At 39.3% G+C, this 19,800-nt stretch carries 15 protein-coding genes; 8 read left to right on the top strand and 7 right to left on the bottom strand.

From position 1 onward, the window contains the following. Positions 1–818: 818 nt before the first annotated feature. The 3 genes from asnB to ACQ96U_RS08885 all read left to right on the top strand — a co-directional run bounded on the left by asnB (position 819) and on the right by ACQ96U_RS08885 (position 4,975). Positions 819–2,747, top strand: coding sequence for an asparagine synthase (glutamine-hydrolyzing) (gene asnB, locus ACQ96U_RS08895; protein ID WP_431720891.1), 1,929 nt, complete (start codon positions 819–821; stop codon positions 2,745–2,747). A gap of 126 nt (positions 2,748–2,873) precedes the next feature. Next, positions 2,874–4,004: a glycosyltransferase family 4 protein gene (locus ACQ96U_RS08890; protein ID WP_431720890.1), complete on the top strand. Its 1,131-nt coding sequence runs from the start codon at positions 2,874–2,876 to the stop codon at positions 4,002–4,004. Further along, a complete protein-coding gene (locus tag ACQ96U_RS08885; protein ID WP_431720889.1) occupies positions 4,001–4,975 on the top strand; it encodes a UDP-glucose 4-epimerase family protein in 975 nt (324 codons plus the stop codon). Before ACQ96U_RS08890 ends, ACQ96U_RS08885 begins: the two co-directional genes overlap by 4 nt. Position 4,976: 1 nt before the next feature. Here the strand turns inward: ACQ96U_RS08885 and ACQ96U_RS08880 are convergent, their stop codons facing one another. After that, positions 4,977–5,555: a sugar transferase gene (locus ACQ96U_RS08880; protein ID WP_431720888.1), complete on the bottom strand. Its 579-nt coding sequence runs from the start codon at positions 5,553–5,555 to the stop codon at positions 4,977–4,979. 158 nt (positions 5,556–5,713) lie between these two features. On the opposite strand from ACQ96U_RS08880, the gene ACQ96U_RS08875 reads away from it, so the two are divergent. Further along, positions 5,714–7,735: a polysaccharide biosynthesis protein gene (locus tag ACQ96U_RS08875; RefSeq protein WP_431720887.1), complete on the top strand. Its 2,022-nt coding sequence runs from the start codon at positions 5,714–5,716 to the stop codon at positions 7,733–7,735. A 110-nt stretch (positions 7,736–7,845) separates the two neighbouring features. Here ACQ96U_RS08875 and rimO read toward each other — a convergent pair whose 3' ends face one another. Further along, entirely contained in the window at positions 7,846–9,165 is a 1,320-nt protein-coding gene (gene rimO / locus ACQ96U_RS08870) for a 30S ribosomal protein S12 methylthiotransferase RimO (protein ID WP_431720886.1), read from the bottom strand. A gap of 68 nt (positions 9,166–9,233) precedes the next feature. Beyond that, positions 9,234–10,154, bottom strand: a complete 921-nt coding sequence (locus ACQ96U_RS08865; protein ID WP_431720885.1) for a DMT family transporter — start codon at positions 10,152–10,154, stop codon at positions 9,234–9,236. A gap of 189 nt (positions 10,155–10,343) precedes the next feature. On the opposite strand from ACQ96U_RS08865, the gene ACQ96U_RS08860 reads away from it, so the two are divergent. Both ACQ96U_RS08860 and ACQ96U_RS08855 read left to right on the top strand, forming a co-directional pair. Then, a complete protein-coding gene (locus tag ACQ96U_RS08860; protein ID WP_431720884.1) occupies positions 10,344–10,916 on the top strand; it encodes a DJ-1 family glyoxalase III in 573 nt (190 codons plus the stop codon). Between the two features lie 464 nt (positions 10,917–11,380). Further along, the gene (locus tag ACQ96U_RS08855) at positions 11,381–11,701 is read left to right on the top strand and encodes a hypothetical protein (RefSeq protein ID WP_431720883.1); all 321 of its coding nucleotides are present in this window, start codon (positions 11,381–11,383) and stop codon (positions 11,699–11,701) included. A gap of 68 nt (positions 11,702–11,769) precedes the next feature. Here ACQ96U_RS08855 and ACQ96U_RS08850 read toward each other — a convergent pair whose 3' ends face one another. Next, entirely contained in the window at positions 11,770–12,465 is a 696-nt protein-coding gene (locus ACQ96U_RS08850) for an OmpA family protein (RefSeq protein WP_431720882.1), read from the bottom strand. 199 nt (positions 12,466–12,664) lie between these two features. On the opposite strand from ACQ96U_RS08850, the gene ACQ96U_RS08845 reads away from it, so the two are divergent. Continuing rightward, positions 12,665–13,159, top strand: coding sequence for a DUF2244 domain-containing protein (locus ACQ96U_RS08845; RefSeq protein ID WP_431720881.1), 495 nt, complete (start codon positions 12,665–12,667; stop codon positions 13,157–13,159). A 33-nt stretch (positions 13,160–13,192) separates the two neighbouring features. Here ACQ96U_RS08845 and ACQ96U_RS08840 read toward each other — a convergent pair whose 3' ends face one another. Genes ACQ96U_RS08840 through ACQ96U_RS08830 form a run of 3 tightly spaced genes read right to left on the bottom strand, consistent with a single transcriptional unit; the run spans position 13,193 to position 17,620 of the window. Continuing rightward, positions 13,193–14,398 carry a lipocalin-like domain-containing protein gene (locus ACQ96U_RS08840; RefSeq protein WP_431720880.1) on the bottom strand — a complete coding sequence of 402 codons (1,206 nt, stop codon included), beginning with the start codon at positions 14,396–14,398 and terminating at the stop codon, positions 13,193–13,195. Between the two features lie 4 nt (positions 14,399–14,402). Beyond that, positions 14,403–16,940 carry an ABC transporter permease gene (locus ACQ96U_RS08835; RefSeq protein ID WP_431720879.1) on the bottom strand — a complete coding sequence of 846 codons (2,538 nt, stop codon included), beginning with the start codon at positions 16,938–16,940 and terminating at the stop codon, positions 14,403–14,405. After that, positions 16,937–17,620: an ABC transporter ATP-binding protein gene (locus ACQ96U_RS08830; RefSeq protein ID WP_431720878.1), complete on the bottom strand. Its 684-nt coding sequence runs from the start codon at positions 17,618–17,620 to the stop codon at positions 16,937–16,939. Before ACQ96U_RS08830 ends, ACQ96U_RS08835 begins: the two co-directional genes overlap by 4 nt. A gap of 563 nt (positions 17,621–18,183) precedes the next feature. On the opposite strand from ACQ96U_RS08830, the gene ACQ96U_RS08825 reads away from it, so the two are divergent. Next, the gene (locus ACQ96U_RS08825; RefSeq protein WP_431720877.1) at positions 18,184–19,740 is read left to right on the top strand and encodes a BCCT family transporter; all 1,557 of its coding nucleotides are present in this window, start codon (positions 18,184–18,186) and stop codon (positions 19,738–19,740) included. The last annotated feature ends 60 nt before the right edge of the window (positions 19,741–19,800 follow it).

Genomic DNA, 19,800 nt, shown 5'->3' with positions numbered 1-19,800 from the left:
GCGTTTTATGTGATGAATCAAAAAAGGGGGGGTAGATAAAGCTTTTTCTGTATTACAAGAAGTTGATACTATTACTATCCAGTTTGATTTTGTGTCGCTTGATAGCACGATAATATAGGTATTTCCTTGAAGGTACAGATGTATTAAAAAAACGCCCCACAAGCTATTGGCAAATCAATATGGGGATGGTCAGCTAAAATTCACCAGATTGAAGCAGGTGATCAAATGGCTGTCACTTTTTCGTTATCTCTAGGTCAGGTAGGTGATGACTCGGGAGATAGAAAACTACTAAAAGCTTGAAAACTGTAGCTGGGAAGAAGCCCACGTCTGTATGGATAAAGCCTACAAAGCTGACGAAACCAGACAACTCGTATTTAATTTAAATATGGAGCCGGCGGTTCAGTCAAAAGTAATCGATTATTGCCTTGGGAATAAGATCGTGAAATGTACAAGAAACGTAATGAAGTTGAGCACTTATTTCGTCAGAAAAAGGCTTTAGACATATATCATCTCGATTTGAAAATTTAGAAGCTATTATTCGTTTCATTTATTCATTTTGCATTAATCGTTAATAAATTAATTGATGTTGACAGGATCTAGTAAAAATTGGGTTTCATTAAAATGAAATTATAGAGAGAATGGCAAGATCCATCTTCTATCTCATGTGGCTTGAATCGTGATAAAGATATTCGAGACCATAGACCAAAACAAGTACTAGAACTGAGTAATCATAGGAAAAGGTTTGAAATAAGCTTATTTGACAAAGATTTTACTGGCAAAGTTTTAATTGTTAATAACATTTTTTAAAAAGAGTAAATATGTGTGGTTTTGCAGGCTTTTTTTCACGGTCCAATTTGTTTGGAGCACAACAAATATTAACTGATATGGGTAATGTTATTTACCATCGTGGTCCTGATGATTATGGGGTTTGGTTCGATACTGAGGCAGGAGTTGGGTTGTCCCATCGGCGCTTATCCATTGTTGATTTAACTCCAGCTGGCCACCAACCAATGTTTTCTTCAACAGGACGCTTTGTTATTGTTTTTAATGGTGAAATATATAATCACTTAAATTTGCGAGATGAATTAAATTCGTTATGTGTATCTCCTGCTTGGCGTGGTCATTCTGATACAGAAACGCTTTTAGCTGGGTTTGAAGCTTGGGGGATAAAAAAAACAATTGAAAAATCTATTGGTATGTTTGCTTTTGCTGTTTGGGATAGTCAACAGAAAAAATTAATTTTAGGGCGGGATCGTATTGGAGAGAAACCTCTTTACTACGGATTACTTGGTGATACTTTCTTGTTTGGGTCTGAGTTGAAGGCACTTAAAGCACATCCATTATTTAATGGGGAAATTAATCGTGATGCTTTGTCGTTACTGCTAAAACATAGTTATATACCTGCCCCTTACTCAATATACAAAAATATTTATAAACTTAAACCAGGTAATTTATTAACTTACAACACTTCTAATGCTGATATTAAAATTGATGAATATTGGTCAGTAAGTAAAGCTGCTATTTTTGGAGCGCAAAATCCTCATATTGGTTCAGCAAATGATGTGGTTGAAGAGCTTGAAAAACTTTTAAAATGTTCAATCCAACAACAAATGATTGCTGATGTCCCAATAGGAGCTTTTTTATCTGGTGGTATTGATTCATCTACTATAGTTGCTTTAATGCAAAGTATGTCTCATTATCCAGTTAAAACTTTTTCTATTGGATTTAATGAAGATAGTTTTAACGAGGCATTATATGCTAAAGCAGTAGCTAAACACTTAAAAACTGATCATACAGAGTTATATGTTCCTCCAAAGATTGCGATGGGAGTGATTCCTTCTTTGTCGAACATTTATGATGAACCATTTGCTGACTCATCTCAAATTCCAACATACTTGGTTTCTCAACTCGCAAGAGAAAATGTAACCGTTTCATTATCCGGAGACGCTGGAGATGAGCTTTTTTCTGGTTATAATAGATATTTATTAACTGAAAAAATTTGGCATAAAATATCTTTTATGCCAAATTTCATACGAAGAAATATCTCAAAAATTATTCTTAGTATCTCTCCTAGTCATTGGGATACTATAATAAGTCTTTTGCCTAGTGTAAAAGTTGCGCAAGGAGGAGATAAAATACATAAAGCTGCTTCAGTTTTAACAAGTAGTTCCATTGAGTCGCTTTACAATCGTTTAGTGTCACATCATAGACACCCATGTAGTTTGGTTATCGATGCGATTGAACCTGATACAGTATTAAATGGTTTGAAACCAGTTCTTCCAAAGTTTAGCGATATAGAAGTAATGATGGCACTTGATATGATTAGCTATTTACCCGATGATATTTTAGTTAAGGTTGATAGAGCTGCTATGGCTGCTTCTTTGGAAACTAGAGTGCCTTTTCTTGATCATCGGATAGTGGAATTTTCTTGGAGAGTACCATTATCTGTAAAAATGTGTAATGGACAAACGAAATGGCCTTTACGTCAAATATTACATCGTTATGTTCCACAAAATCTAATTGAACGTCCAAAAATGGGCTTTGGAATTCCTTTGCACGATTGGTTAAGAGGTCCACTTCGTGAATGGAGTGAGTCCTTATTAGCCGAGGACCGTTTACATAGGGAGGGTTTTTTTTATCCTCATCAAATAAGAAAATTATGGAATGAGCATATATCAGGAAAATATAATAGAGCTTATTTACTTTGGAATATATTAATGTTTCAGTCTTGGTATGAACAACAATGATTTTTTTGTGATTTACTATATACCAAAAAGTGAAGATTTTTGTATTAGACTTTTATATTTCCTTGGACTTGTTTTATTTTCCATTATTAACCAGAACAACGTTGAAGATATCCAATCGAGCTTTTTATGTTGAATAAGAAATTGTTGTTTATAGTAAATGATCCTTGCTTCTTTATATCTCATAGGTTATCAATTGCATTAGAAGCAAAAAAGCACGGTTACGATGTTCATATTGCAACAGGATATGGTAGTGCGATCAATAAAATAGTTAAAAGTGGATTTACTTATCATAGTTTACCAATAACACGAAGTGGTAAGAATCTTTTTACAGAAATAAAAACTTTTGTAGCTATTCTTTTATTGTTTAGGGAGATTAGGCCTCAATTAGTTCATTTAGTTACTATTAAGCCTGTTTTGTATGGTGCCATTGCTGCTAGGGTTACACGGATTCCTGCTGTAGTGGCTGCGGTTTCTGGACTTGGTTTTATATTTACTAACGTAGAATTTAAAACTTTGGTTTTGAAAAAAATTGTTGCACTTGGTTATTATTTTGCTTTTGGACACCCAAATATACGTGTAATTGTTCAAAATTCAGATGATCTTTATGTTCTCCAAGACTTAATAGGATTGGATGATAATAAAACTATTATTATTCGTGGGTCAGGCGTTGACTTGAAATGTTTTTATCCTGTTCCTGAGCCTGAAGGGACACCTACAGTAATACTTGCATCACGTATGCTTAAAGATAAAGGTGTTATTGAGTTTATAGATGCAGCTAGAAGAGTAATTGAAAAAGGTTTTCTAGTTAATTTTTATCTCATTGGTGATCCTGATATAGGTAATCCTAGCTCAATTTCTGCAGAAGATCTTAAGGAGTGGGGTGAAGATGGGGTGATTAAGTGGAAAGGGTTTCGACCTGATATAAGAGCTGAGATTGCAATGGCAAATATTGTGGTACTCCCATCATACCGGGAGGGTTTGCCTAAGGTTTTGATTGAAGCTGCTGCATGTGGGCGTGCAGTAATTACTACAAATGTTCCTGGTTGTCGTGATGCGATTGAAGAAAATATAACTGGGCTATTAGTACCAGTTAAAGATTCTGTTGCTCTTGCTGATGCTATTACTAAACTGATTTTGAACGATAGTGCAAGAAATGAGATGGGTAAACAAGGAAGATATTTAGCTGAACGAGAGTTTGATATTAATTCTGTTGTAGAGAAGCATATCAGAATATATAAGGAGTTGTGCATAACATGATTCAAAAAAAATATCCTTCAGTTTTAGTAACAGGTGCTAGTGGCTTTTTAGGAAAAAATATTTGTAGTAATTTAGAGGCAAGCAGCTGTTATGTACGTAGTGTTTTTAGACATGAAAATTCTATACCTAATGATGTGAGTTTTGCGGATAGTATTATAGTCGGTGAAATTGATTCACAAACTAATTGGAGGAATGTATTGAGAGGAATAGAGGTTATTATTCATACTGCTGCACGTGTACATATAATGAATGATAATAATCCTGACCCTTATCAAGAATATTATGAAATAAATGTAGAAGGTACTTTAAACTTAGCTCAACAAGCAGTACAAGCAGGAATTAAGCGATTTATATTTATAAGTTCAATAAAAGTAAATGGAGAAGAAACTATTTATAAGAGTCATTTTACTCCAGAAGATAATCCACATCCTTCTGACCCCTATAGTGTTTCAAAATATGAAGCTGAAAAGGAATTATTAAAGATTTCACAGAAGACTGGTATAGATGTAGTTATTATTCGTGCTCCATTGATTTATGGGCCAGGGGTTAAAGGAAATTTTTTAAAACTTATGAATATTTTATATAAAAAGACTCCACTTCCTTTGGGATTAATAAAGGATAATGCCCGCAGTTTAGTAGCATTAGATAACTTGGTTGATTTAATTAAAGTATGTTTGGATCATCCAAAGGCTGCTAATGAAATATTTTTAGTTTCAGATGATCTAGATATGTCAACTACTGAGCTTTTGTCAAAAATGTCAAAGGCATTAGGAGTGAATCTATATTTATTACCTATTCCTGATAAAGTATTAAGGGTATTTGCAAGTCTTTTAGGTAAAAGTGACATTTATCATAGATTATGTGGCTCTTTACGTGTAGATATTAGTAAAACAAAAGAGTTACTTGGATGGAAACCACCATATACTGTAGATGAGGTTTTAGTAAATACAGCGAATTATTATCTAAAATAGATCACTGTTTTTTGTTTTTCTGTTGCGCTGCGTCACCAGCCCCTTGACCTATTATTGTTTTTAAGATAAGTGAAAAATAGTAGCAAATATTAAGGTTTTTATGCATTGTTGCGTCAATTTTTGCCAGTTTTTTTGGGGTTGACATATCAATATTATTGATTTGTGCTAGTCCAGTAATCCCTGGTTTATGATTATAAACGCCATGTTTAGTTCTTACTTTTATCAGGTCAGATTGGTTGGGCAAACATGGTCTTGCTCCTACAAGACTCATAGTCCCTAGTAATACATTAATAAGTTGTGGCAATTCATCCAGTTTTGTTTTTCGCAAAAATGAGCCTAACGGTGTGATTGCATTTGAATCAACTAAGTGAGTACCTACAGAGGCAGTATTTGGCTTCATTGTTCTGAATTTGATTAAAGTAAAGGGTTTTCGGTGTTGTCCTACTCGTTGTTGGTAAAAAATAGGCTTTCCTGTATCAATGATGCCAAGAATGACAATGACAATGAACACTGGACTTAAAAAGCTAAGTCCTATAATTGCAAATAGAATATCGAAGAGTCTAATGATGAGTAATTGCATACTTAAAATCTGGTTGAAGTTTGTCTGATCAATTAGTGTGACCAGTAATTGTAAAATATTTTTACAATTTGTCTATAAAAAGGTTAATGAAACTTTATTTTACTGTTGAATAGACAATATTCGAGCATGCGTTAAGTGATTTGGTAAGTGGATTTTCAATGAATATTAAACTATATCTGATAAGTTTAAATAGGCGGCATAAAAGACTTACAGCATTATTCCTTGATGTAATGTTTGTTTGGGCGTCATTGTGGTTTGCTTATTTTATACGTTTGGGTACTGATCAAATAATCAACCCATTTGAGCAGGATTATTACATAATCTTTATTTCAGCACCTTTTATCGCCTTGCCTGTATTTATTCGTATGGGGCTTTACCGTGCTGTATTGCGGTATATGGGACGTGATGCCTTCTTGTCAATATTTAAAGCGGTAACACTTTCTTCTTTGATTCTTGCACTGGCTGTATTTTGGGCAAAAGATGAAGTGTTTGTTCCTCGCTCGGTTATCTTGAACTATTGGGCATTGAGCTTGCTGTTTATTGGTGGGTTCCGCTGGCTTATTCGTTCCTGGTTAGGATCCTATTTGCACAGTACTGTGGTTGAAGACGCTAAGTATAAGTTACAAAAGACACCAGTTGCTATCTATGGCGCTGGTCAGGCGGGCTTTGAGTTGCTGGGTGCATTAGAACGTGGGCGTCAGTTGCAGCCAGTCGCTTTTGTGGATGATGATCGGTCTATTGCTAACAGAATGATTGGTGGGCTTAAAGTTTATACACCTAAACATATCATTCAGATGATTAATGAGACGGGGGCTCAGGAAATTTTACTGGCTATGCCTACTTTAAAACGTGCTGAAAAAAAGCAAATTTTGGAGAATTTGCAAGGTTATCCTTTGCACGTTCGTACCGTTCCAAGTGTTACAGAGTTAGCACAAGGTAAAGTAAAAGTTCAGGATATTCGTGAGGTTGAAGTAGCTGATGTGTTGGGGCGAGATGTTGTTAAGCCAGATAAAGCATTATTAGCACGATGCATTCGTGGAAAGGTTGTTTTGGTGACAGGGGCTGGTGGATCAATTGGTGCTGAGCTATGCCGACAAATTATCAGTCAAAAGCCTGAACTCCTTATTCTTTATGAACACTCTGAGTTTAACTTATATGCGATTCATGATGAGTTAAAACGTCATGAAATAGTTGTAAGTGATCAAGTGTCTATTGTGCCTTTGCTTGGTTCTGTGCTGGATATTTGCCGTTTGATGAGTGTCTTGTCTAGGTATCAAGTTGATACCGTTTATCATGCAGCTGCTTATAAACATGTGCCTATTGTTGAGCATAATCCAGTTGAAGGCTTTCGTAATAATGTATTGGGAACAACGTATACGGCACTTGCAGCGATTGCAGGACAAGTTAAACACTTTGTGTTGATTTCGACTGATAAAGCGGTACGTCCAACCAATATTATGGGGGCCACTAAAAGGGCTGCTGAACTGGTGCTACAAGCGCTTGCTGATGAAAAGCAGGTAGTGATAAGTGATGTAATCGATAACAGCTTGTATAAAACACCCTACAAGAATCAGACGTGCTTTACGATGGTTCGTTTTGGCAATGTGTTGGGATCCTCAGGCTCGGTTATTCCCCGATTTAGAGAACAATTAACAAGTGGTGGACCCATTACTGTCACTCATCCAGAAATCACTCGTTATTTTATGACGATTCCTGAAGCGTCTCAGTTGGTTATCCAAGCCGGGGCCATGGGTGTTGGAGGTGAGGTCTTTGTGTTAGATATGGGGGAGCCCGTTAAAATTAATGATTTAGCGGTTAAAATGATCAACCTTTCTGGATTAACCGTTAAGTCTGAAAGTAATCCCGAAGGGGATATTGAAGTTGTTTATACAGGCTTACGTCCTGGTGAGAAACTTTATGAAGAGCTGTTGATTGGCGATGAAAACTCGCCTACTGATCATTCAATGATAATGAAAGCAAATGAGCACAAGTACAACTGGCTTGAGTTAACACGCTTTCTTAAAGCGTTAAATAAACAGTTAGTTGAGGGTGATATACCTGCTTTCCGGGACCATTTGGAAAAGTTAGTGCTAGGTTATCAGCCTGGACCGATTGTTGATTATTTGTACCAAATGGGGCAGGAAGAATCAGCTCCTGCAGCGTTGGAAAATGTTGGGTAGTTTATAGTACGACGTAAAGAGTATTATGATACACATAATTAAAAAGGGCAGCTTACGCTGCCTTTTTTGTTTTAGGAAGTTATTGAGCTATTCTCTGCTAAATTTCTATGTTAGGGCAGAAGCTTAGCCCATAAGTCATATTCATCAGCATCAATAACTTTTGCCTGGATAATACTTCCTGGCTGCAAGTTTGTGGCTCCTTCAAGATACACACAGCCATCTATTTCGGGGGCATCAGCTTTGCTTCGACCTACCGCACCATCATCACCTACATCATCAATAATAATATCGAGTGTTTGTCCAATTTTTTGCTGTAGTTTTTTGGCACTGATTTTTTGCTGGGTAGCCATAAATAGTTCCCAGCGTTCCTGCTGAAGTTTTGTATTAATAGGATTTGGCAAACTATTAGCGGTAGCACCTTCAACAGGTGAGTATTTAAAACAGCCCACGCGATCTAACTGAGCTTCTTCTAAAAAGTCTAAAAGGTACTGAAACTCCGCTTCAGTTTCACCAGGAAAACCAACAATAAAGGTACTGCGTAAAGTGATATTAGGGCATTCAGTGCGCCATTGCTGGATACGTTTCAGTGTGTTTTCAGTATGTGCAGGACGTTTCATGCGCTTGAGCACATCAGGGTGGGCATGTTGGAAGGGTATATCCAGGTATGGCAGTATCTTACCTTCACTCATTAGAGGGATAATGTCATTTACATGAGGATAGGGATATACATAGTGAAGTCTTGTCCATATACCCATGTCACTCAGTGCACTACACAAGTCGTACATTTTGGTTTTAACTGGGCGACCTTGCCAGAAACCAGTACGGTACTTGATATCAACACCATAGGCGCTGGTATCTTGAGAAATGACCAAAAGCTCTTTGACACCAGCGTTGACCAGACGCTCTGCTTCATCAAGCACATTGCCAATAGGACGACTATCCAGCTTGCCCCGCATTGAGGGAATAATGCAGAAAGTACAGCTGTGGTTACAGCCCTCTGAAATTTTTAGATAGGCATAATGACGAGGTGTTAGTTTAATGCCTTGGGGAGGGATCAAGTCGATATATGGGTCATGCTCTTTCAGTGGTGGCAGGTGGTTATGCACGGCACTGACAACCGCCTCGTACTGCTGTGGGCCAGAGACACTGAGCACTTGAGGATGTGTTTGTTGAATTGTTTCTGCATCTACGCCCATACAGCCAGTGACAATGACTTTACCATTCTCACTAATGGCTTCACCTATGGTATCAAGTGATTCTTGTTTTGCTTCATCAATAAAGCCACAGGTATTGACGACTACAATATCAGCATCTTCATAGGTAGGAACAATATCATACCCATCAGTCCGTAATTGCGTCAGGATGCGCTCTGAGTCAACAAGGGCTTTGGGACAACCCAGGCTGACAAAACCAACTTTAGGATTAGTCATTCAGTTACCACACGTGCTATTCCGGCTAATCAAAAAGAGCCAATTTTACTCTAAGCGTATGCATTATGCTATGTGGTGGTTGATGACTTGGCTTGAGATAACCGCTGTGGTTTGGAAAAGCGTTGTTGGATTAATATTCCACTAATAATGAGGGCGAGACCACTGTAAACCGAGTTATGGATAGGTTCATTGAGTATCGTGGCAATAAAATACAGGGACATAAATGGGGAAAGAAAAATTAAATTGCTGATTTTAGCTGTTTGCTTGGCATAACGAAGTGCAAATAACCACAATACATAGGTAATCCCCATTTCAAAAAAACCAATGTACAGTGTGCCAGCGATCCCTTGCCATGTCAGATTAAATGTGGGGTCAAAACTGAAGGTGGTGATGATGGTTAAAGGTAAACTCCCTATAAAACAGGCCAGTAAGTTAGCAATAGGGTCTGCTGTCTGCTTGGTATTAATAATCCAGTAAAGTGACCAGATAAGTGTGCTGACTAAGATATAGCATAACCCCAGCGGGTTAGTGTTATTGAAGTCAATAAGGCTACCTTGAGTACAAATAACAATAACTCCCAAATAACAAACAATCATAGCAATTGCATCAGCAAGATAGAGACGTTGTTTTAAAAAAGGAACTGCCAGCAAAGTTAATGTGATGGCCCATGTATAATTTATCGGTTGAGCCTGCTGGGCGGGTAGTAAACTGTACCCAGCAAAAAGTAATAAATAATAAGCAAATGGGTTTAAGGAACCAAGCAAAAGGTAATACAGCGGGCGTCGTCTAAGTAATTGAACAACGAGTAAGCATTTTTGTTGGATGAGGAGTATAGTGGAAAGACAAATAATACAGCTAAGGCATGAAAAGAATACCAGTTGAAGTGGCGAAAAGTATGCCAGTGACAATTTAAATGCAGTGGCTACCGTTGCCCATAGAGTAACGGCCATTAGGCCTAAGCCAGTCGCTAAACGTTGATTTTTAGTCATACAACAATAAAAGCCTTTTTAAAGTAGAGTATGGCTTACGGATCCATGTCACTGATTTTAAGGTCAAATTACAGTTAATGTGAATAGTCTTTCGTGTGAGCAAATGGTCACTTGTTGTTTATAATTAAGTGGAAGTAACGCTAAGGGTTAATTTTATTTGTAGGTAGATAAGGCTAAGGGGAACACTGAATGAGCAAACGGGCTTTAGTTGCTATCGCTGATGGCACGGAAGAAATTGAGGCTGTCACTGTTATTGATGTGCTACGTCGTGCTGCAGTTGATGTTTCTGTTGCGAGTTGTCAATTGACCCGAGAGCTGCAGGTTAAGGCTTCTCGTGGAGTGAAGTTAGTTGCAGATAGCCATATTGATGAGTGTGTTGATTACTCGTTTGATTTGATTGTATTACCAGGAGGAATGCCTGGAGCAGAACACTTGCGGGACTGTCCAACCTTAACATCAATGTTGACATGTCAGCAAAAGGCAGAACGCTGGATTGCGGCCATTTGTGCGGCACCTGCAGTTGTACTTTCTGCTCATGACTTGATCACTGATGCGAAAGCGACATGTCATCCTGCATTCTGTCAACAACTTAAAGCTAAGCAAGTGATTACAGATATGCCTGTCGTGGTGGATGATGATCATTTTCTGATCACTAGTCAAGGACCAGGAACAGCAATGACGTTTGCTTTGAGACTGGTTGAGATTTTAATGGGAGAAAACAAAGCCAGAGAAATTGGACAACCGATGGTAATTTTAAGCTAAACGTTTAAATTAAAATTAATAATATGATTTTTCATCATATAAGATATGTTTTAGCTGAAATTCATAATTATATCAAATAGTTACAAATATGTTGGGAAGTGGTATCGGATGGTTTGTACTAATTAATTAAGGTAAACTACAGGCTAACAGTATTACCTGTTCCTTATCAGTTAATTCCGCTCTTAACGTTTCTCTACTTAAGATGAGTTAATTATATATGCCTTCAGTATAGCCTTGAGTATAGAAGGTATCGCAAGTGCTTTTATGTACAGATAGACAAGGTAAAAAGCCTGAAAAGTGCTGTTTATACTTATTAAATAAGTCTTTTTAGTCGTTTTTTTAAACGTTTTATTGGTAAGAGTAACACCTTTGCGATGCTTTTTGAGGATGAGGGGTATAAAAGATTTATTACAACTGAGCTATTTTTATACGTTAAGGGAGAGGAAAAATAGGAGGTGTTAGCTATGAATTCATTTAGTTCTTCTCATCATGGTGTTGATCACTTTGATTGGGCTTATCAAAAGAAACTAATTCACACTTTAATTTGCTCTCTGATAACACAAATGATGTTATTGCTCATTAATGTATCTGTGACAACAGATCAAGGTTATGTGGCTATTTTGCGCAGTTTATCATCATCTTATGCGCTATCAATGAGTTTAATGTTAGGCTTTGCAGCGGGTTTATCCGTTATTATTGCCGCATTGCCTTATGATCGGAAAGGGACTTTTTATTTTGTTGTCGTTATTGTAAATATTATTTTAGCAAAAGCATTGCTTCCCTAATTAGCTGTATATGCTAGTTTTTCCGAATTTTTTGGGGTTTGAAGTAAGAGGGAAAATAATTTTCCCTCTTATTGATTTAACCATTCATCACTGACAAAAAAAGTGACTCTTACCTTTCTATCAAGTGCCTGCTGGTCACTGGCTGAACTATTTTGAGCCATTTTGTCGCCATGGGCAATACTATTTATGCGTTGATCATCAATGCCTGATTCAAGAAGCATTTGGTGGATTGCATTTACCCGAGCCAGTGATAACTGATAATTGCGATCATCTTTCCCTCGTATATCTGCAAAACCTTCTAGTTGGATGTCAAGTTGAGGGTTAGCATTTAATGTATTAATCAGGTAGCCAATTTTATCAATTTCCTGCTGTGGTATATCATTTTTTCCAGTAAAAAAATGAATATCAATTGCTAATTTATCCGTGGCGGGCAGTTGTAGATACTCTGCATCCTCTGGCATTGTAATGGTTTCATCTGGGTTGATCTGAGTACGTAATAATTGAAGCTCTTGTTCAGCTTTTGAAAGTGCTTGAGCATTTTGCTCGGCTTGATCCGCTAATGCCAGGCGTTCACTGATAAAGTCACCCGCTGCTGCACCCAACACCACACCAAAAGGACCTGCAGCCAATCCACCTATAACCATTCCTGAACCACTCATTAGTAGTTTATCTTCAACTTCTGCGACAGGTTCGTCTGCATGAAGAGTAGAAATGGGTAAGTTAATTAATAGACAAAATGCTGAAGCAAGCAGTTGTTGTTTCATCACTGTAATCCTTGAATAAGCTTGAAAACGAATAATGTGTATTATTAAAAACTGACAAAGCGACATACCCTGGTAAAGAAAAAGGAATTGTTAAGATTGATTCTGACGAAATATGGCATTTGTAAAAATTGCGGTGGTATGCCTAAGCTTGAATGAGTGAGGATAAAAGTTCAGTAGTACTTTTTTCAGAAGAATCGCCATGGTTGCAGTGCATCCCAGGTCAGGAGGCCAAGAGGCATCCCTGACATTAACAGCGAACCAATCGATGAGTTGGCAGCAAAATATTATGCTATTTGGTTGTGTAGCATTGTTCAGCTTGATGATGACGGTCGTGTTGGTTTTGTCAGGCGCCTGGTTAGTGGTTCCCTTTGTTGGACTTGAGTTAGCCGCATTAGGAATAGGCCTTTATATTACCTCACTACAGGCGAGTCGTTGGCAGCATATTCACTTTAATCGAGATACTATCGGTGTTGATTCTGGGCGATATCGATTAGAGCATTCAGTGCAAGTATCCCGAGCGTGGGCACTTGTTACCGCAATACAACCTTCAAAGCCAGGTAGTACAGGTCAAGTTTGGTTATGTTGTCATGATCAGCAAGTCAGACTCGGTGCATTCTTGAACCATGATGACCTACAACAGCTTATGCACCACTTAGACGCTAAAGGGTTAATGATTCATATACAAGCAATGTAATACACATTGTTTCAGTTGAAAGGTAATTCTTCTTCAATAGCCCGTAAGCTCTACATAACCTTTACCTTTATGTGATCCCGACAGCATAACGGACCCTTCCCAGTAATGTAGGGCCAATCTCACTTCTTGATCATTAATAGTAGGTTTTACTGCTAGGTCTATTGCATAGCGAGAAATCTTGATTCGCCATAGACTAGGGTATCGTCTGCCCGTTTTGCTACTTGTCCAGTATTGCTGTGTACTAATCATGACATCAGATTTTTTTATAGGAAGACGCACACCATTTTCATTAATCAGTGCGATATCTGCCCAGCGAATGCCTCCTTGTTTATCTCTTATCTGATAAAGCATGAGTTCATAATTATTATTTAGCTGTAAAGCAAACCAGTTCCAGCCAACTTGGTCTGTATCCAGTGAGCTGCTACTCCATTCATGATCAAACCATGCTTGCCCTTTAACAGGAATATTTTGGTTTTGCCAATAAAGTGATCCCCAGGCTTTTAACCTTGTATAGGAGTAATACATGGATGCGTTATCTGGGTTCTTACTTTTTTGGCTATAACCTAAAGAGCCTTGTAACGTAATTGGCTTGAGAGGGAATAGGTGCAGGTTTATGCCAATCTGTTGCTTTTGATCGCGAGCACTAATGCGAACTGGCCACCAGCTATTGGGCGTCGGCTGAATTTGCCAGTCCAGCACATGCAAGTAGTCAGCGTTATCGCTCAACCCTGCGAGTCCAGGGCCTTTCCGACTAAAGCGTTGTGCTGCTCGGTGGGTATTTGCTTGATGATGAGAGATAGCAAGATGTCCCATATAAATCTGTGGTATTTGCCATCCATTGTTTACTACAGAGTTATTAATAGGCGGTAAAGCACGCTTACGAAAGAGAGTAAACTGAAAGCCTAACGATAGTGGTTTAGATGATATTCCAGCGGTACTGTTAGAGCTTGATGTCATGTGTCCAGTGAAATACCACCACTCAGACTGGTAGTCAGGGTGAGTATAGTGATCGGCTGGCCACTCAAGAGGGATTGGTGAGGTAATTTTTGGATAAAAAACACTCAAGGTGTTTGAGCTTGTTTGCAGTAAATCCTGCACACTTAATGTGGGAGCAGGATGATTTTGAGTAGACTCCTGCTGGCACCCATAAAGTAGCAAACACATTATCGTTAGTAATACAGCTGAAGCTAACACATTGGGTGTGAAAAGCCGTTTGCTATTAGCAGTTAGCCACCTCACGGCTCTACTCCCAACCAGCTTGTCTTGCCGGTGTGTGGAGTGTTTTCCAAGTAGGGTAAAGACTTCCAAGTACAGCTGCTACGAGTGATAAGCCTAAAATTTGGCCTATTAAGAGAAGGTTGGGGGTGAGAGGAATACTCCAGCCAAACGATCTAACATTAACTACCTCTGTTAGTAGCCACCCTTGAAGCAGGGTGGCAGGAATTGCAAACAAACCTGTCACTATACCAAGGAAAATAGGTTGGCCCATTAATAAGCCTGCTCTCAGCCAGCCATTGCAGCCTAAAGCATGCAGTAAGCGCATTTCTGGCAATCTGGCTAATTGCGTTGCCATTAACGCTGCTGTAATAGCGCATAAGGCAATACCTAACGCGATGCCATTAAGCACATCTGTGATGACAAATGTTTGCTTGAAAATATGTGTAGCACGCTCAATGATTTGCTGTTGATGGGTTATGACAAAGGTATGTTGTGGCCATTGTTTATTTATGGTTTGTATAAATGTGTCAATATTGGTATCTGCTCGTAGGTATAGAGCAATTCCTTTTGTTTTGGTTTTAGCGAAAAAACGTTGGTAGTCAAAAGGCTGCATCCACAGTTGACCTTGTGGACTGCCATAATCATAAAAAACACCCGCGATGGTGAATATTGCTGTATGTCCCGCCCAGTCCAGCTTGATTTCATCCCCCCACGTTAGCTGGTGCCGTCTGGCAAGCGGCTCATTAATTAAAATATGGTTTTTTGCTATAACATCATGCCAGACTAACTTAGAAGGCCGTTTTAGAAACTGCATGCTGTCCTGAGTCTTTTGACTCCACTGACCACTTTGGATTTTAACCTGCTCATTTCGCCAAAGTATTTGCTGACTCATATAAGTACTCTGGCTAGCGACTTGTTTATTCGAAGCTAACTGCTCATAAAGCGCTTGTAGTCCTGTGGATGGCTGGCTGTGCTCTGCTAGGCGGATGTATAAATCGGCGCTAACACGTTGTTGTAGCCAGTGTTGAAACGCATTATGAAAGCTTGAAACCATTAGGTTGATACCACCGCTGGCAGATATTGCGATTAAAAGTGCCATCAAAGCATAAGCCGTATGGTGTAACTGACGCTGGCTATCACGCAGCAGCATTTTGAAAAAAATAGGCTGGTTGGAAGTTTTGGAGGAGCGATTAAATTTGCTGATCGCTGTGACTAATTGTGGAAGGCACAATGCAAAACCAAGCAGCCCTGTAGCCGTGGCTATAAATCCACCGATAATGCCAGTGGGCAGCAAAATCATACTAATGGTAACGACTAGGCATGTGGTAGCAATACGCTGCCAGTAAGGAAATAAGTGTTGATGAATATGGGCGAGCTGGTGACTTGTTCGTACTAACTGCAGAGGAGGGCGTTTGGCAATATGAGTGATTGACCACCCGCTACAGCCAACTGCAATGAATACTGTTGAAGCCCAACACAGTAAAAGCTGAATGGGTGAGTACTGAAGTTGAGTGTGAGAAAGTGCGTAGTAAAACTGATTAATAGACTGGGTAATCATGATCAGCAGTGGGTTAGCCAATAGCCAGCCTAGTAAAAGACCTGCAGCGCTGGCAATACTTGCAATCAAGAAGACTTCACAAAGTAAGTGAACTTGAATTGTTTTGCTAGGAATGCCTAAGCTCCTCAACTGTGATATGAGCCGCTCTCTCTGCTGTAAGCTAAAGCGTAACGCATTAAACATCAGAAATAGGCCAATAATGAACGCAAGAAGGCTGAGTGCATGGAGATTTAAATGAAACGCATTAGCCAGATTATCCAGAGCCTGCCGTTCGTCATTGACTGGAACTAAGGCATAGGGTTTGGGAAGCCAGTCTTTGACCAAGTCTATTTGTTTATCATGAGTGAGTACCAAATTGATGGCTGTGAGCTGGCCTTGCATATTAAGTACTTGTTGCCCATTTCCAATATCCACTAGCAGAAGGTCAACGCCTAATGTGCCTGGATTGTGTTGAGGCTGATTTGGATGTAAGTGAGTGACGTTTAAGTGAAAGGGCGAGTTTTGATAAATAAACGGTTGTGAAGATGCTTGTAGACTGGTCGAGAGCGTTGACTCTGATGAAAAAAGTAATGCGTTAGGTGGCATACTTGAAAAAATAAACTGCGTTAAAGGTATGTTAAGTGCTGTTAGCGATAATCCTAATGTTGAGGTTATTGCATCATCAATAAGTAAATCTGTCGCCAGGAGCTGATAGCTTTGACGCTTGGCATTATCCCACACCGTTGCTTGTAGCTGGGGCGTTGCGGGCACATTGAAGCGTTGTTTAAGCTCAACGTAGAGTTGCTCATCAACCACGGGTTGTCCGCGAATTTGGTGCGTTGCTTTGCCAATAAACAGGTTGCTGGCACTAATGAAGTTTTGATGTGCACTATAGCTTGCAAGATAAATAGCAACCACCACCGTTACACTGGCTGTTAGCCCAGCCCACATCAATATGAGTTGCCAAGGGTGCTGGTAAAAGTGCCCCAGGCTAATAGCCTTTAACAATAAATAGTGACGACTCACAGCAGTGCTTGCTCGGTGATTTTGCCTGAAGCCAGGCGACATACACGATCAGTCTGGTTTGCTAGCTGTAGGTTATGGGTTGCGATGATAAGCGTTTGCTGCTCCTGATGAGCAATATTAAGTAACAGGGTAAAGACCTGGTCAGCGGTTTCATTATCTAAACTTCCTGTGGGCTCATCGGCTAACACTAAGCGTGGCCGGTGAATCAATGCGCGGCAAAGTGCTACCCGTTGCTGTTCACCACCTGATAAATCATCTGGATATCGGTCCAAGAGTTGCTCAATCAGGGTGCTGCTAACTAATAAATCAAAAAAAGCCTGGTCGATGGTTAACTGATTTAACTGCAGTGGAAGCAGGATATTTTCGCTGACTGAGAGTGTGGGTAGCAGATTGAAAAACTGAAAGATAAAGCCCACTTGTTGGCGACGAAAACGAGTCCTACCTGCCTCAGGAAGTTGATTTAATACAGTGTGTTCTACGGTGACACGTCCTGTATCAGGTAACTCAATACCTGCAATGATATTGAGTAAGGTACTTTTGCCTGAGCCACTGGCCCCTATCAGTGCAATGACTTCACCTTGATTCACACTGATGGATAAATCTTTGAGTAAAGGATGTTGCTGGTGATGTTCAGCAAATGATTTATTGATATGGGTGAGTGTGAGTAGGTGTGAAGACATGAGAATTAAGCTATTCCATTAACCACAAGGTGTTAGATCCTGCTAATCAACTTTACAGACCATCATGTTACATGATGCAGCTAAGGTGAAATCTCCATCGTCTTAAAGCGTAGCTTAAAAAGTGAGTGTGAATGTCATAGTGCCACTATGAATTTATCGTTGCACAGGGTTGTGTTGACTGAACGCTTAGGTGCTATTTTTACCTTCAATTTCTGACTATCTCTAAGTGTTTATATCGCTCAAGGGTGATTAACTATTAGAGCTCTAATTGATTTGTTGAGAATATTGAGTTTTCAGTAAATTATTAATACAGGCTGTTTATTAGTGTGTGAGGATGGAAAGCTCAGCTAACGGTTGACTTTGCAGTTTTTTATTAGGATTTGTTGTAAAGGAATACAATTATTAGCATATTGTCAAAGCTTGTGTAACTAAATAGCATTAGCCGCCATTGTTAACTAATTTTGAATTCTAAATATTAGGTGTGTTAATGTATGCTTGCTTTTTGAGCAGTATTTGATGATTGCTCGACAAGTTCATTCTGTTGGGTAAAAGAGGAGTTTCATGTGAGTGATCGACATGTAGGTCATAAACCTTCATCTTTAAGAGATTTTCTAGAGATTGATGTACACCCACAAGTGTTTGGGTTTTCTGCGATAGCAATCTTAGCTTTTGTCTTTTTATCACTGACTAACCTGGAGCAAGCCAGTGAGTTATTCAGTCATACTAAATCATTAATTACCGACAATTTTGGTTGGTTATTTATACTACTGGTTCAAGTATTCTTGGTTTTTGCGCTGTATTTAGCCTTTAGTCGATTTGGTTATGTTCGCCTAGGTGGTGCACAGGCAAAACCCAAGTATTCTTTTCCAGGCTGGTTTGCCATGCTGTTCAGTGCGGGGATGGGGATTGGACTCGTATTTTGGAGTGTTGCAGAACCCATCTATCACTATGCTTCGCCACCCGTGGGTGAGGGGCATACAGTCAATGCTGCGAAAAACGCCATGGACATCACCTTTCTTCACTGGGGATTCCACGCTTGGGGTGTTTATGCCGTGGTTGGCTTATCATTAGCGTATTTTACGTTTAACAAAAAGTTGCCATTGACCATTCGCTCAGCTTTTTATCCCCTCATTGGCGAAAAAATACATGGTCCTATTGGCCACGCAATAGATGTGCTGGCGGTAATTGCCACAATGTTTGGTGTTGCAACCTCACTCGGGTTAGGTGTTAACCAAGTTGCTGCAGGCTTGGAGTTTTTGTTTGATATTGAAGCTACTACAGGGGTTAAGCTGGCATTGATTGCCGGGATTACCTTATTAGCCACAATTTCGGTGGTAAAAGGGCTTGATAAAGGTATTAAACGTTTAAGTGAAATCAACTTATGGGCTGCGGCTGGCATGTTGTTATTTGTCATCATTGTAGGCCCTACACTGTTTGTGCTGAGTGGTTTTGTACAGAATATGGGCCACTATATGCAGAACTTGTTGATGCTTAGCTCCTGGACTGAGACTTACCAACAAAACTCGCAATGGCAAAGTAGCTGGACCGTATTCTATTGGGCATGGTGGATTGCCTGGTCTCCTTTTGTAGGAATGTTTATTGCCCGCATTTCTTATGGACGTACGATACGCCAGTTTGTCTTTGGTGTGTTGTTAGTGCCTAGCTTGCTTACTTTTCTTTGGATCAGTGTCTTTGGTGGTTCCGCAATACATAATGAGCTATTTGGTTTAGCAAATATCGAAACAGCAGTAAAAGCAGATCTCTCTACTTCGTTATTTGTATTGCTTGAAGGGTTCCCTCTAGCCAGTATTACCACAGTGTTAGCTGTCTTTTTGATTGTTATTTTCTTTGTAACGTCTTCAGACTCAGGTTCGCTAGTGATAGATATCATTACTTCTGGTGGGAATTTGAATCCTCCTGTTGCGCAAAGGGTTTTCTGGGCGACTACAGAAGGTGTTGTTGCTGCAGTGCTGTTACTCGGTGGAGGGTTAACAGCCTTACAAACTGCATCTATCACAACCGGTCTGCCGTTTGCGATAGTCTTATTTATGATGTGCTTTGGCTTATTAAAGTCACTGCATGAGGAGTTTGATGTTAAAAACCCCATAGTTCGTAAATAGTAAATAAAGGAAGCGTTCTAAGGGGTTGATAATGTCGGAACTCGTTGAATGATTAAATAT

Source organism: Zooshikella sp. RANM57 (assembly GCF_050749885.1).
In the GTDB taxonomy this organism is placed as follows: Bacteria; Pseudomonadota; Gammaproteobacteria; order Pseudomonadales; family Zooshikellaceae; genus Zooshikella.
The sequence above is the reverse complement of the archived record's forward strand: the minus strand, read 5'-3'. Positions and strand labels throughout refer to the sequence as shown.

What these genes read in the sequence shown, in the direction of transcription:
- ACQ96U_RS08855 (WP_431720883.1), top strand. Translation starts at nt 11,381, where the DNA reads ATGAATTCATTTAGTTCTTCTCATCATGGTGTTGATCACTTTGATTGG.
- ACQ96U_RS08860 (WP_431720884.1), top strand. Translation starts at nt 10,344, where the DNA reads ATGAGCAAACGGGCTTTAGTTGCTATCGCTGATGGCACGGAAGAAATT.
- ACQ96U_RS08845 (WP_431720881.1), top strand. Translation starts at nt 12,665, where the DNA reads ATGGTTGCAGTGCATCCCAGGTCAGGAGGCCAAGAGGCATCCCTGACA.
- ACQ96U_RS08890 (WP_431720890.1), top strand. Translation starts at nt 2,874, where the DNA reads ATGTTGAATAAGAAATTGTTGTTTATAGTAAATGATCCTTGCTTCTTT.
- asnB (WP_431720891.1), top strand. Translation starts at nt 819, where the DNA reads ATGTGTGGTTTTGCAGGCTTTTTTTCACGGTCCAATTTGTTTGGAGCA.
- ACQ96U_RS08850 (WP_431720882.1), bottom strand. Translation starts at nt 12,465, where the DNA reads ATGAAACAACAACTGCTTGCTTCAGCATTTTGTCTATTAATTAACTTA.
- ACQ96U_RS08865 (WP_431720885.1), bottom strand. Translation starts at nt 10,154, where the DNA reads ATGACTAAAAATCAACGTTTAGCGACTGGCTTAGGCCTAATGGCCGTT.
- ACQ96U_RS08875 (WP_431720887.1), top strand. Translation starts at nt 5,714, where the DNA reads ATGAATATTAAACTATATCTGATAAGTTTAAATAGGCGGCATAAAAGA.
- ACQ96U_RS08885 (WP_431720889.1), top strand. Translation starts at nt 4,001, where the DNA reads ATGATTCAAAAAAAATATCCTTCAGTTTTAGTAACAGGTGCTAGTGGC.
- ACQ96U_RS08830 (WP_431720878.1), bottom strand. Translation starts at nt 17,620, where the DNA reads ATGTCTTCACACCTACTCACACTCACCCATATCAATAAATCATTTGCT.
- ACQ96U_RS08880 (WP_431720888.1), bottom strand. Translation starts at nt 5,555, where the DNA reads ATGCAATTACTCATCATTAGACTCTTCGATATTCTATTTGCAATTATA.
- rimO (WP_431720886.1), bottom strand. Translation starts at nt 9,165, where the DNA reads ATGACTAATCCTAAAGTTGGTTTTGTCAGCCTGGGTTGTCCCAAAGCC.